This is a genomic window from Maridesulfovibrio sp., assembly GCF_965230075.1.
In the GTDB taxonomy this organism is placed as follows: Bacteria; Desulfobacterota; Desulfovibrionia; order Desulfovibrionales; family Desulfovibrionaceae; genus Maridesulfovibrio.
On sequence record NZ_OZ245945.1, the window covers coordinates 1512425 to 1525152 of the forward strand.

12 protein-coding genes are annotated in these 12728 nt (G+C 46.4%); 7 read left to right on the forward strand and 5 right to left on the reverse strand.

The features are described 5' to 3' along the window. Positions 1–15: 15 nt before the first annotated feature. The 4 genes from ACO05Z_RS06825 to ACO05Z_RS06840 all read right to left on the reverse strand — a co-directional run bounded on the left by ACO05Z_RS06825 (position 16) and on the right by ACO05Z_RS06840 (position 4188). Positions 16–1011, reverse strand: a complete 996-nt coding sequence (locus tag ACO05Z_RS06825; RefSeq protein WP_421901407.1) for a TRAP transporter substrate-binding protein — start codon at positions 1009–1011, stop codon at positions 16–18. 131 nt (positions 1012–1142) lie between these two features. Beyond that, positions 1143–2144, reverse strand: coding sequence for a D-cysteine desulfhydrase (locus tag ACO05Z_RS06830; RefSeq protein WP_421901408.1), 1002 nt, complete (start codon positions 2142–2144; stop codon positions 1143–1145). Positions 2145–2163: 19 nt separating this feature from the next. After that, on the reverse strand, positions 2164–2547 hold the full coding sequence (locus tag ACO05Z_RS06835) for a RidA family protein (protein ID WP_421901409.1): 384 nt from the start codon (positions 2545–2547) through the stop codon (positions 2164–2166). Between the two features lie 408 nt (positions 2548–2955). After that, positions 2956–4188 carry a dicarboxylate/amino acid:cation symporter gene (locus tag ACO05Z_RS06840; RefSeq protein ID WP_421901410.1) on the reverse strand — a complete coding sequence of 411 codons (1233 nt, stop codon included), beginning with the start codon at positions 4186–4188 and terminating at the stop codon, positions 2956–2958. 1012 nt (positions 4189–5200) lie between these two features. Between ACO05Z_RS06840 and dgcN the strand changes: the two genes are divergently transcribed. The 4 genes from dgcN to ACO05Z_RS06860 all read left to right on the forward strand — a co-directional run bounded on the left by dgcN (position 5201) and on the right by ACO05Z_RS06860 (position 9282). Then, entirely contained in the window at positions 5201–6196 is a 996-nt protein-coding gene (gene dgcN / locus ACO05Z_RS06845; RefSeq protein ID WP_421901411.1) for an N-acetyltransferase DgcN, read from the forward strand. Further along, positions 6196–7164, forward strand: a complete 969-nt coding sequence (dgcA, locus tag ACO05Z_RS06850) for an N-acetyl-D-Glu racemase DgcA (RefSeq protein ID WP_421901412.1) — start codon at positions 6196–6198, stop codon at positions 7162–7164. Before dgcN ends, dgcA begins: the two co-directional genes overlap by 1 nt. Before the next feature lie 34 nt (positions 7165–7198). Further along, on the forward strand, positions 7199–8044 hold the full coding sequence (locus ACO05Z_RS06855) for a D-amino-acid transaminase (RefSeq protein WP_421901413.1): 846 nt from the start codon (positions 7199–7201) through the stop codon (positions 8042–8044). A gap of 323 nt (positions 8045–8367) precedes the next feature. Further along, entirely contained in the window at positions 8368–9282 is a 915-nt protein-coding gene (locus ACO05Z_RS06860) for an ABC transporter substrate-binding protein (protein WP_421901414.1), read from the forward strand. A gap of 14 nt (positions 9283–9296) precedes the next feature. On the opposite strand, the gene ACO05Z_RS06865 is transcribed toward ACO05Z_RS06860, so the two are convergent. Then, positions 9297–10844, reverse strand: coding sequence for an NAD(P)/FAD-dependent oxidoreductase (locus tag ACO05Z_RS06865; protein WP_421901415.1), 1548 nt, complete (start codon positions 10842–10844; stop codon positions 9297–9299). Between the two features lie 219 nt (positions 10845–11063). Here ACO05Z_RS06865 and ACO05Z_RS06870 point away from each other — a divergent pair, with 219 nt between their 5' ends. The 3 genes from ACO05Z_RS06870 (at position 11064) to ACO05Z_RS06880 (ending at position 12574) form a co-directional block, all read left to right on the forward strand. Further along, positions 11064–11672: a flavodoxin family protein gene (locus ACO05Z_RS06870; RefSeq protein ID WP_421901416.1), complete on the forward strand. Its 609-nt coding sequence runs from the start codon at positions 11064–11066 to the stop codon at positions 11670–11672. A gap of 9 nt (positions 11673–11681) precedes the next feature. Continuing rightward, positions 11682–12137 carry an ankyrin repeat domain-containing protein gene (locus ACO05Z_RS06875; protein WP_421901417.1) on the forward strand — a complete coding sequence of 152 codons (456 nt, stop codon included), beginning with the start codon at positions 11682–11684 and terminating at the stop codon, positions 12135–12137. Positions 12138–12358: 221 nt separating this feature from the next. Further along, positions 12359–12574 (forward strand): hypothetical protein, encoded by a 216-nt coding sequence (locus ACO05Z_RS06880; protein WP_421901418.1) that lies wholly within the window; start codon positions 12359–12361, stop codon positions 12572–12574. Positions 12575–12728 lie beyond the last annotated feature (154 nt).

Here is a 12728-nt window from a genome sequence, read left to right on the forward strand (position 1 = left end):
TGACCGCTGTATGTTTTATTTACCAGCTGCAATAGTAGCTTTAGCTCTTTCAATCAGGTCCTTACCGATGCGCTTTTCAAACTGGGAGTATACGCCTTTGGTGGCTTCAGCCCAGCGAGCACGTTCTTCAGGAGTGAGGGTGTAAACAGTCACACCTTTGTCGGCCAGTTTAGCCATGATTTCTTTTTCGCCGTCACGGATAAGCTTGCGCTCGTACAGCTTAGCTTCTTCGAAAGCTTCGAGGATGATAACTTTGTCAGCATCGTCGAGGGAATCGAGGAAACGCTTGGACATCATTACGAGGTGGGGGGAGTACAGGGAGTTAACGATGGTCAGGTTGTTGTTAACTTCGGGGAAGTTGTTGTGCCATGCGAGGTTGAGGTCGATATCGATGCCGTCAACGGTCTTCTGCTGCAGGGCAGTGTATACTTCACCCCAGGAAATAGGAGTGGGGTTGATGCCGAGGCCTTTAAGGGTAGCGATGTGAGCTTTAGAAGGAGTAGAGCGGATTTTGAGGCCCTTGGCGTCTTCGAGGGTCTTAACGGTACGCTGGTTGTTCCAAAGGTTACGGAAGCCGATTTCAATGTAGCCGAGGCCGATGATGCCGGTTTTTTCCAGAGCTTTAGCAGCGGTCATACCGATAGGACCGTCAGTGATCAGGTCAGCAGACTCGTAAGTGGGGAACAGGAAAGGCAGGTCGAAGATCAGGAAATCATCGGAGAAAGGAGCAAGGTTCGGGGTAGAAGCGGAACCCATCTGCAACATGTTGAACTGCAGGCCCTGAACAACTGCGTCGAAGTTACCGAACTTGGAGCTGTCGTAGATGTCGACACGGAATTTACCGTCGGTGCGGGTTTCAACGAGTTCTTTGAATTTTTCAAAAGCCTGACCCATGGGGTGCTGGGGAACGTTGGGGTGGGCCAGTTTAATTACAGTGGGACCTGCGAACGCGGCGGTGGACATAACCAGAACAGCCACGATAGCGATCAGCATTGCGGAAATACGAGACATTGATTTCTCCTCATTTACGGAAGCGATTCAACAAGAGTCGTGCCGCTTCTCATTTCAGAACCTTATACCTAATAACCTTAAGCCATTATCTAAAGGCCCGCACTGAAAAAAGCGCGGGCCTTATTTATTTTTTAGTCGCGGAAGGTATCCAGATATGCATAGAGAGCGGGGGAGCCGCCGGTATGCAGGAAGAGTACGTTGGAACCTTCGGGGAAGTGTCCTTTGCGGACGAGGTCTACGAGACCGGCCATTGCTTTACCGGAGTATACGGGGTCAAGCAGGATACCTTCGGTGGAAGCGAGAAGTTTAACAGCTTCAACCATGGAATCGGTGGGCAGGGAGTAGCCGGGGCCTACGTAAGAATCGAAGCATTCAACTGCTTCAGCGGGGATGCCACCGTTAACGCCTACGCGCTCAGCAGTTTCGACTGCCAGCTTGTGAACGATACCTTCCTGAACGTCTTTAGGACGGCTAACGTTAACACCGGATACGGGGATGTTTGCGTTGCAGCCGTGCATACCAACAACGATACCAGCGTGGGTGCCAGCGGAACCGGAAGGTACAACCATGTGGTCGATGTTCAGGCCCATTTCGAAGAGCTGCTGCAGGGTTTCTTCTGCGCATGCTACGTAACCGGTAGCACCGATGGTGTTGGATGCGCCGCCGGGGATGATGTAAGGCTTTTTGCCTTCAGCTTCGAGCTTTGCTTTCAGCTTTTCCATTTCGCCCATCATGTCGGAACCACCGGGAACTACGTCGATGGATTTAACGCCCATGATCTGGAACAGGAAGTTGTTACCGGAAGCTTCGGGGCTGTAGCTGCCTTTTACGCGCTCTTCAAGAACGAGGTGGCAGTCCATGCCTTCTTTAACTGCCCAGGAAAGGGTCAGGCGGCAGTGGTTGGACTGAACAGCACCGCAGGTGATGATGGTGTCAGCACCGTTTTCGATTGCGTCAGCGATGCAGAAGTCGAGCTTACGGGTTTTGTTACCGCCGGAGCAACCGGGCAGCAGGTCGTCGCGCTTGATGAAGATGTTTACTTTTCCGCCGAGAGCTTCGGAGAAAGCCGGAACTGCTTCGATGGGGGTTGCGGATTCGACATAGCCACGACGGGGAAATTTAGCGAGGTTCATAATATTTTCCTCTATTTAATTATTTAAGGTTGATGATGCATTCAACTTCGATGTCCGCGCCGAGGGGCAGCTTTGCTACCTGAAAGGCACTGCGGGCAGGGAAAGGCTCTTTGAAATATTCGCCGTACACGCCGTTTACTGCCTGAAAGTCAGCAATATCAGCGAGGTAAACGGTAACTTTAACAGCATTGTCCAGAGAGGTGCCTGCCTCTTCTGCTACTGCGCTAAGGTTTTTGAAAACCTGAGCAGCGCGGTCTTCGATGCTGCCTTCAACCATTTTTCCGGTTGCCGGATCGATGGGCAGAGCGCCGGAAGTAAAGAGAAAGTCGCCAGCGGCCACAGCCTGGGAGTAGGGGCCGATTGCGGCGGGAGCATTAGGGGTGTCGATGATAGTTTTGCTCATCTTGAATTTTCTCCATTTGAAATTCAATTGATTTGTTTAAATGACGACTGTCTAATGTCGACATTTTGAAAACGTGAGTACTTTCTATATGTCGACATCTTTGCTGTCAATAGAAATGTGCTCAATTTCACAAATGTTTTATGGTTAGTGCTGTTAACTGTCTGTTATGTTTGAATGTCTTTATGTTAGAATATCTGTTTTTTGGGATCTCTCAGTTAGGGAAAAAAGTATCTATCTGAGAAATAAACGCAAATTCTTAGTTGAGAAAAGTTATAGATGTTTTAAGAAAAAGTGATAAAACAACAAATGATCACAAATGTATTTTAGGGATGAAGCAATTAAAAACCCCATAGAAGCTTAATGTCGACTTCTATGGGGTTTGAATTGGTAAGGGGGTAAGTCTTTAGTTTACTTATGCGTTTCGACTTCTTCAAGCTGATCAAGGCTTGTAGCGGCAACTTCACGGTCAAGTTCTCCGCCGAGCGAAGCAACTACAACACCGGCAGAGTTGTCGCCGAAAATGTTGGTGGTTGTTCTAAACATATCAAGGATTCTGTCAATGCCGGCTACGATGGCAATCCCTTCCAGCGGAAGTCCAACGGATTCAAGTACCATTGTCAGCATGATCAGTCCGCCGCCGGGAATGCTGGCAGTACCGATTGAAGCCAGTACTGCGGTAAGGACAATGGTTGCCTGCTGGGTTAGGGTCAGTTCAATGCCAAATGCATTGGCAACGAACATGGCTGCTACGGACTGGTACAATGCTGTGCCGTCCATGTTGATGGTCAGGGCCATGGGCATGGTGAAGCCGAAGACTTTTTTAGGGACACCGAGTTGCTTCTGAGCACGCATGGAAAAGGGGAATGCTGCAGCTGCGCTGCATGTGGAAAGACCAACCAGAGCGGGTTCCATGACTTTTTTGAGAAAGTCCATGGGAGAGACTCGGCCGATCAGGGCAATCAGGCCTGTGTATGTGCATAAGATATGAGCAGTACAGGCAAGGAAGGTTGCCACGATCAGTTTGGCCATTGGCATAAGGATATCAAGTCCGAATTTGCCGGTTGTCCATGCGATCAGGGCAAAAACGCCATAAGGGGCAAAGCTGATTACAATGTCCGACACTTTGAACATAACTTCTGCGATGCCTTCAAAGAATTTTTTGACAGGCTCTCCGGCCTCTCCGGTCATTGACAGGCCAGCTCCGAAGAGAAGTGCAAAAACAATGATTTGCAGCACGCGTCCTTTGGCAAGTGCTTCCATTGGGTTGATTGGGAACATGCTGACGATCATTTCCATCGGTCCTACGGTTTCAGGGCGCTGGATTGCCGCAATTTCACCAAGGGAGAGTCCTGTGCCGGGTTGTACAAAGTTGGCAACAATGAGCCCGATAACAACTGCTACTGTTGTTGTTCCCATAAAGTAAGCGACAGTTCTGAATCCCAGTTTTCCTAAATTTCGAACATCTCCGGTGCTAACAACCCCTGTTATCAATGTGGAAAGGATCAGGGGGACAACGATAACTCTCAGGCAGCGAATGAATATATCTCCTATCGGTTTTAAGTATGCAGCTTTATCACCCAGGACCAAACCAGCAATAATTCCGAGTATCAGTCCTAATAGGATTTTGTGGTAAAGTTTCATTGTAATCTCCTGAAAAAGTTAGAGTGTCTACATTCCTGTGACCGTCAGTTTTGATTTTGGCGGTAAAGTAGTAATGTGCTGTTTTAATTGCCGGATAAATGAATTTGGCGACCCGGAATAAAACCGCTGCCTATATTTAAAGCTCGCACTTAGTGGTGCGTTCTTTGCGTTAGCGTTGAGCGGCAGAAGGATTGTCCTTTTTGAATAATTTTTTTTCTTGTCTAAATGGCGACTGTATAATGTCGACATTTTTAGAAAAGATGAGCCTTTTTTAATATTTGGATTTGTGTTTTGTCAATCCAAATGTGCCATATTTCACAAGAGGGGGCGTTGTGTAGTCTTTAAGGTTTTGAAATTATAGTCTTTATGTCAGTACAGAAAATGAGGATTGCCATGCGAATTTGAGAATATTGTGTCTTGAGTGTTAGTTTTTGATGTTTTGGGAAGGCAGGATCAGAATTTTAATAGTGTCGATGTTGTTAATTTGGATTGTTTTTTTAGCTAATGTAATTAAGTCGACAGCATGTAAATTTAGCGCCTTGGAAGGATGGTGAACAAGTTAAGATGTGAGAGCGGGCGTATTTATAGTTTGCGTGATCTTTCCTGGTAGTTGCGGTCCGGTTGTATGGGGATTGTTTTTTAAGGGCATTCCTTGGTCGGAAGCCCTTTTTTGTTGCCTTGGATTGCTCCAGTGTACAAATATGTAAAATTCATTTGAAATCGTTTCTGTTTTTGAGGGTAAAAAACGTATAAAATTTAAAAAATGAGTAAATTTTTAGAATTAAATTTAACAAATAACGTTTTTGTTGAACGTAAGCTCTGGTAAAACTCCTTCCTAGACAATTTTATGCATTTGCGGGTGTCTGATGCCTGCGTTTTTTAGAGGGATTTGGTTTTGTGATTTATAAATTGTCATCATTCTGAGGTGTTATCTGGTTTTAAGCAGGATGTGGCATGCAATTTGATTAATAGCAGAGCCAAATAAAAAACATAAGATAAAGGGGTAGTAACCATGTTTGAAGCACCATATTTACTTTTTCTCGGAGATGCTCCCGATGCTCTGGCTGCAAAAATGGCTCAGGGTATTTATGACTGGAGACCTGAAGCTGTTGCCGGACAGTTTCGTATGGAAGAGTGTGGCGCAGACCTCGGAATTAAGGATCTTTCTATTAAGGAAGCTGCTGAAGCCGGAGTAAAAACTCTTGTAATCGGTGTTGTTAACCGTGGCGGTATCATCTCTGAAGGCTGGAAATCCATTCTTGTGGAAGCCCTTGAAGCCGGAATGGATATCGCTTCCGGGCTGCATACCCTGCTGCGTGATCAGCCGGAGCTTGTTGAAGCTGCTGAGAAGAACGGATGTTCTCTGCACGATGTACGTATTCCCACTGTTAAGTATCCTATTGCAAATGGTAAGAAACGCAGTGGTAAGCGTTGCCTTGCTGTTGGTACTGACTGTTCTGTTGGTAAAATGTACACCACACTTGCTATGGATCGCGAAATGAAAAAGCAGGGCCGTAAATCCACTTTCCGTCCCACCGGACAGACCGGTATCCTCATTGAAGGTAACGGTGTGCCTCTTGATGCGGTAATTGCCGACTTTATGGCTGGCTCCGTGGAATACATCACTCCTGAAAACGATGCAGACCACTGGGATTTCATTGAAGGTCAGGGCAGCCTTTTTCATGCTTCATATTCCGGAGTAACTATGGCCCTGATTCATGGCGGTCAGCCTGATGTCTTGATTCTCTGCCACGAGCCCACCCGTGAAACCATGCGCGGCCTGCCTGATTACACCCTGCCTTCTCTTGAAGAGCTTCGTGAAATGGTTCTGCCTATTGCCAAGGTTGTTAACCCTGACTGTAAGGCTGTTGCCTGCTCTATTAATACCCAGCATATGTCTGAAGATGAAGCTCTTACTTATCTTGCTGAAGTTGAAAAACAGATGGGAATTCCCGCTGTTGATCCTTTCCGTCAGGGTGCTGAGCGTCTTGTTGAGGCTCTGGGCTAATGAAAATCTCGGTAAGAAAAGACGTTTTCCCGCTGGCGCAGGTATTTACCATTGCGCGTGGTTCTCGTACTGAAGCTGTTGTGCTGCGGATCGAGATTGAAGAAGACGGTTTTACCGGGCGTGGGGAATGCGTTCCCTACGCCCGCTACAACGAGACCGTTGATTCAGTAACCGCAGAGATTGAGGGGCTGAAGACTCCCTTGACCCGTGAAGAATTGCAATCCGCACTGCCTGCCGGGGCGGCTCGTAATGCCGTGGATTGCGCCCTTTGGGATCTGGAAGCCAAGAAGGCCGGGGTTTCGGCATGGAAACTGGCTGGAATCAGCGAGCCTACCCCGGAAGTGACAGCTTATACTCTTTCCCTTGATGCGCCTGAGAAGATGGAAAAGCAGGCAGCGGAAAATGCAAACCGTCCGTTGCTTAAAACCAAGCTTGGCGGCGGGATTGAAGATATTGCCCGTATTGAGGCTGTGCGCCGCGGAGCTCCTGAAGCCCGTATAATCGTGGATGCCAACGAAGGCTGGACTGCTGAAATTTATCGTGAAATGGCTCCCGTGCTGGTTCGGCTTGGTGTGGAAATGGTGGAACAGCCTCTTCCTGCCTCAGATGATGATGCCCTGCTGGATATTGAAAGGGTTCTGCCTGTCTGCGCTGATGAATCCTGCCATGATCGTGAATCCCTTCCTGCTCTTAAGGGAAAGTATGATATGATCAATATCAAGCTGGACAAGACCGGAGGTTTGACCGAGGCTATTAAGTTGCGTGAAGCTGCTTTAGCTGAAGGGTATAAGGTGATGGTCGGCTGTATGGTCGGCTCTTCTCTGGCAATGGCTCCTGCTGTGCTGGTGGCGAGCGGTGCCGCTGTAGTAGACCTTGACGGACCTTTACTTTTGGCAGAAGACAGGGAGTCACCTTTAAAATACGATGACAAATTTGTCTTTCCCCCGCAGAGTGCTTTGTGGGGCTAATAGTTAATCTCTCATATTGGAATAAGTGAATAAAATGAGTCGTATTGTATACGTAAATGGTGCTTACGTGCCTGAAGAAGAGGCAATGGTTTCTGTTTTTGACCGCGGTTTTCTGTTTGCAGACGGTATCTACGAAGTGACCGCTGTTGTGGATGGAAAAATCTGTGAATGGGAAGGTCATATTGGCCGTCTTGAGCGTTCTCTCGGTGAAATCGGTATGGTGATGCCCATGAGCGCAGACGAGCTTCTTGAAGTTCATCGCGAAATGGTCAAGCGCAACAATCTTGAAGAGGGTGCAATTTACCTGCAGGTTACACGCGGGGCTACTGACCGTGATTTTTTTATGCCCGAAGGTCTTGAGCAGACTGTGGTTCTCTTTACTCAGGCCAAGAAGCTTACCGGTGAAAAATCCGGTCTGCGTGTAATTTCCGTTCCTGATATCCGTTGGGGCCGTCGTGACATCAAGACCGTACAGCTTCTGGCTGCTTCTCTGGTTAAGACTGAAGCCAAGAAGAAAGGTAAGGATGATGCATGGATGGTAGAAGATGGTTTTGTTACCGAAGGTTCTTCCAACAATACTTACATTGTTACCAAGGAAGGAAAGATTATCACCCGTAACCTTTCCAATTCCATTCTGCCCGGTATTACCCGTAAGTCCGTACTCCGTCTTGTTGAGGAACTGGATGTTGAAATTGAAGAACGTCCATTCACCATTGAAGAAGCCCAGAATGCAGCTGAAGCTTTTATGACCGCTGCTACTTCTTTTGTTACTCCGGTTATTGAAGTTGACGGAGTGGAACTTAACGGTGGTACACCCGGCCCTGTAACTAAGCGTCTCAGCGAAGTTTATATTGAGGAAAGCCGTAAAGCTTCCATCTAATATATTTGCGTAACTTGGGGAAGTTAACGCTCCTGAACAGACAGCAGTCTGTGTTTACTGACTGAAAGGCGGTCCGTTTTAAAAGAAACGGACCGCCTGTTTTTTAAGGTGTGATTGGAATAGTTGTAATAGCTGCACCTGTAAGAGCGGTGGGTTGTAATGATGGTTAAAGCTATGTTACATCTGCCGTGATGTCTGTGCGAAATATATATAATATGTTTTTGGAGATTAAGTCGGGGCTTAAGTTTTTAGTCTTTGCTCTTTTGTTGTTATTTCTTGCTCTTCCGTATGATTCAGCAATTGCCGGCAATAAGGCCGTTGTCGTGGTCAACAGTTATAATCGTGATTTTAAATGGGTGGAAGAACACAATGGTATTTTAAAGAGAGGCCTTTCAGGCAAGGCAGACGTTTTTTTTCATTATCTCGATTTCAAAAGACTTAGCAAAGAACAGGCTGAGCGGAATGTTGAGGCGGTCAAAATTATTCTGGCTGAACAAAAGCCTGAAGTTGTGGTGCTCACAGATGATTACGCATTGAAATCTTTAGGACAATTTCTTGTAGATCGTGATATCCCGGTGGTCTTTTTGGGTATTAACGGTAATGCCCGGGGATATGTGGATAATGTTCGAAAGATTACCGGGGTATTGGAGCGGCCATTAGTTAAGCGGTCGATTTTGTATCTTAAGGAAATTATTGGGCCGGAAATGGATAAGTGTCTGGTTCTCATGGATGACAGCCTTAGCTCGCGGGTCTTTGTGGAAGAGAATATGCGAGGTAAACTGTCATTTGATGTTTCTGGGGTGCATACAGATATTAAATTAATTAAATCTTTTGAAGACTGGAAAGATGCAGTAAAGGCTGTTCCGTCAGAGGGGTACCCCTGTATTGTTCTCGGCCTTTATCATATTTTCAGAGATGAGCACGGGCGTCATATCCCCAGTGATGAAGTCCTTGCTTGGACGTCAAAATTTTCATCTGTTCCAGTCTTTGGACTCTGGTCTTTTTCTGTCGGAAAAGGCAAGGCCGTTGGCGGTTATGTCCTTTCCGGTGTTGATCAGGGTCGTGAAGCTTTAAAAATTGTTAAAACGATTCTTGCCGGGGAAAAGACTGAGAACATTCCTCCAGTAATTGGAAGAAATGGACGATTGCTTTTCAGTGCTCCGGAAATGAAACGCTGGAAAATAAAATTACCCGACACAATTACTTCCAAGGGATATTTGGTCAGGGTGATTCGTTGATTTAGTAATACTTTTTAGCCAAGCAGCCGTGCGGCAGCCTGTGCGCACTTTTCTCCATCCATTGCAGCGGAAATGATTCCCCCTGCGTACCCTGCTCCTTCACCGCAGGGAAAAAGTCCCTTAATCTGCACATGCTCCAATGTTTCACGGTCACGCGGGATGCGCACTGGAGAACTTGTGCGAGATTCGACCGCTAGTACTTTGGCTTCATTTGAATCGAATCCTTTGAATTTTTTGCCCAACGCTTTAAGTCCGTTACGCAATGCCTCTGACTGGATGAAGGGCAGTAGTTCGTGTACCGGGGCGGAATATACTCCGGGAATATATGATGTTTTGGGGATTGATTCAGATACGCGTCCGGCAATGAAGTCATTGACCCGCTGCGCTGGTGCTTGCTGGGTTCTGCCATCCCCGGCAGAGAACATTCTTTTTTCTGCAGCGGCCTGATATTCCAGTGCACAGAAGGGATTTCCGGGATTTTCAAGATCTTCGATTCTAACTTCGGCTACCAGTCCGGCGTTGGCAAAAGGAGCATTGCGCGCGGCAAGGCTCATACCGTTTAATACCAGTTCTCCCGGAGCAGTAGAGGCCGGGACAATGTAGCCGCCCGGACACATGCAGAAGGAGAAAACTCCACGCCCCATGGCCTGTGTTGATATGCGGTAGCTGGCAGCTGGCAGGTTCTCATGGCGCGGGGACTGATGGTAGAAAATTTTATCAATCAGTGGCTGGGGGTGTTCAATGCGAACGCCCAGTGCAAAAGGCTTTGCTTCGATTCTAATGTCCTGATCCGCAAGTGCATGGAAGATATCCCGCGCTGAATGCCCGGTAGCGAGGATTACAGCGTCAGCCTTGATTTCATTACCTCCGGCAATGACTCCGGCCATACGGTCACCTTCAAGAATGAAAGAGTCCACACGGGTGTTGAAGTGAATTTCACCGCCGCATGAAATAATGTCTTCACGCATTTTACTTACAATGCGCGGCAGGACGTTTGAGCCGAGGTGCGGGTGAGCGTCGATGCGAATGTCTCCGGGGGCTCCGTTTGCAATGAGCAGATCAAGGATGCGGCCCACATTACCACGCTTGGTTGCCCGGGTGTAGAGCTTGCCGTCGGAATAGGTTCCGGCCCCGCCTTCGCCGAAGCAGTAGTTGGAGTCCGGATTGACCAGTCCTTCGGTGTAAATCTTTTTCAGGTCCTTGCGGCGGTCATTTACGGTGCGTCCGCGTTCAATAATGATGGGCTTGATACCGTGCTCCAGCAGGGTCAGGGCTGCAAAGTATCCAGCTGGCCCGGCCCCGGCAATAACGACCTGTTTGTCGTTCAGGGGCAGGGGAGTAAATACAGATTCATGCGGTTCCACTGTTTCAGGGTCGCCGATGGCAACTTGAAGTACAAAGTGCGGTTTTCGGGAGCGCGCATCAATTGATCGGCGCAGCACGCGAGTAGAAATATTTTTATCATCCGGCAGTCCGGCAGCTTTTAATGCTTCCTTGCGAATGGCATCGGGAAGATTGATCTGGCCGGGATTAATTTTGATCTGTACTTTTACCTGTTTCATGGCAGCAGCCCTCTTTAATTATTGAAGTCAGCAAAGCTCTACTGACTGGACTGATAAAGTCAACGTAAAATTGCTTCGGAAAATTGTGTGATGTCATTTCATACTTTTGGTTGATTCCAGCTTCAAGTGGTTAAGTTAGGACTATTTTCACAGGTTCGGTAGAAAAGTAACTTTTAATTTGTATATACACATATAAGAGCAAAACTTAGGAGAGATGCAATGAAAGTGACGGTAATCAATGGAAGTGCCAGGAAGAAAGGGAACTCCCACGCCATAGTTAATGCATTGTGTGATGGATTCGCAGAAGGGGCAGAAGTCAAAACTTACGAATTGGCTAAAATGAAAAACAGCGGTTGTATCGGCTGTATGTCATGTAAGGGTATAACAGAGCGCTGCGTCATTAAAGATGACCTCGCCCCGGTTTATGAAGAGATACACGATAGTGATGTGCTTGTTTTGGCTAGTCCAGTCTATTTTGGAGATGTGAGTGGTCAGGCTAAAATTTTTATTGACCGTCTCTATCATTTATTTGCGCCTGACTTTCACGAGGGCTTTGATCCTGAAGGCGGAGTAATTGAAGAGAAGATGAGGAATTATAGTCGTCTTAAGAGAGGGGTAAAGTTTGTCTTTATTACTTCGCAGGGAGCTGTGATGGAAGATATGTATGCGGATATTCAGGACCGCTATCCATTGTTTTTTAAGTATCTTGGATTTTCGGAAGTTTATTCAATTCGCGGGCTCGGTGATCCTATTGCTTTCCCTGAAGCAAATCGTATGGAAGAGGCTCTTGAGCAGGCCCGTGAACTCGGTAAACGCTTGAACAGCTAGAGGTCGGCTATGAATATTAGAATATTTTTAGCGTCTATATTTGTTTTCGCTCTGTGTTGTGCAGCTGTCTTTTATCCGTTTCCCGCTCAAAGTGGGGATGCTATTCATAAAGCTGCATATAAGGGAAAGATTGAAAGGGTACAAATTTTGCTCAAAAATGGAGTAGATTTTGATGAGCGTGATTCCTTCGGTGGAACAGCCCTGCATGCAGCCATGTTCCAGGATGATATCGAAGTCATCAGGCTGTTGATCGAAGCTGGTTATGATGTTGATGCCCAAGGAACTTCAAATGGCTTTACCCCTCTGCATGACGCTGTCTGGGCTAATAACTATGAGGGTGCCAAGCTGTTGCTCGAAAGTGGGGCTCGTCTGGGTATTAGGAGCAATCGAGGATTTACGCCTTATGAGAAGGCTGTGAATGAAGGCCGGACTAGAATTGCTTCTTTGTTAAAAAAAGAACAATAGCAGGTTGTTTTTATTGAAATATGAAGCCGTCACCTATTAGGTGGCGGCTTTTTGTGTTTAAAGATTACGGAATTATTATTTCAAAATGTAAAATAAATAGAGATTGTGAAAATAGGCGTAAATGAAATTTAAATGTGAAAAAAAGAATTAATAAAAAAGTGTTGACGAGGGTACTTTTAGGCGTATGGTTCTCTCAACGTCTTTTGAAAAGGAGCTAAGAAATGGCACTTGAATTGTATTTCGCACTAACTTTATTGTTTTTCGTCTCTGTGAACGCAATAGCTGAAGCAGAACAGTATGTTGAGGATAATGTTTTAGTTAAATCAAAAAGATTTAATGGTGTTTTTAAGTTTTTAAAGGATAAGATAGCGAAATTCTATCGTAATGATGATGAGTTTTACTGTTTTTTTAAAAAAGATGCATTTGATTTGAACTAGTCTAATCAAGAATTAATTCAAACCAAATTCAAAAACCCCGTTCTGGCAACAGAGCGGGGTTTTTGTGTTTATGGCGTACTCCGGCAGAAAACACGTGTTTAATCGTGATGATTAAGGTAGGATAACAGTAGGGATTTATATTCTTTGATCACGA

Excerpts from the sequence above, each read along its gene's own strand:
- ACO05Z_RS06825 (WP_421901407.1), bottom strand. The coding sequence starts at position 1,011 with ATGTCTCGTATTTCCGCAATGCTGATCGCTATCGTGGCTGTTCTGGTT.
- ACO05Z_RS06830 (WP_421901408.1), bottom strand. The coding sequence starts at position 2,144 with ATGAACCTCGCTAAATTTCCCCGTCGTGGCTATGTCGAATCCGCAACC.
- ACO05Z_RS06835 (WP_421901409.1), bottom strand. The coding sequence starts at position 2,547 with ATGAGCAAAACTATCATCGACACCCCTAATGCTCCCGCCGCAATCGGC.
- ACO05Z_RS06840 (WP_421901410.1), bottom strand. The coding sequence starts at position 4,188 with ATGAAACTTTACCACAAAATCCTATTAGGACTGATACTCGGAATTATT.
- dgcN (WP_421901411.1), top strand. The coding sequence starts at position 5,201 with ATGTTTGAAGCACCATATTTACTTTTTCTCGGAGATGCTCCCGATGCT.
- dgcA (WP_421901412.1), top strand. The coding sequence starts at position 6,196 with ATGAAAATCTCGGTAAGAAAAGACGTTTTCCCGCTGGCGCAGGTATTT.
- ACO05Z_RS06855 (WP_421901413.1), top strand. The coding sequence starts at position 7,199 with ATGAGTCGTATTGTATACGTAAATGGTGCTTACGTGCCTGAAGAAGAG.
- ACO05Z_RS06865 (WP_421901415.1), bottom strand. The coding sequence starts at position 10,844 with ATGAAACAGGTAAAAGTACAGATCAAAATTAATCCCGGCCAGATCAAT.
- ACO05Z_RS06870 (WP_421901416.1), top strand. The coding sequence starts at position 11,064 with ATGAAAGTGACGGTAATCAATGGAAGTGCCAGGAAGAAAGGGAACTCC.
- ACO05Z_RS06875 (WP_421901417.1), top strand. The coding sequence starts at position 11,682 with ATGAATATTAGAATATTTTTAGCGTCTATATTTGTTTTCGCTCTGTGT.
- ACO05Z_RS06880 (WP_421901418.1), top strand. The coding sequence starts at position 12,359 with ATGGCACTTGAATTGTATTTCGCACTAACTTTATTGTTTTTCGTCTCT.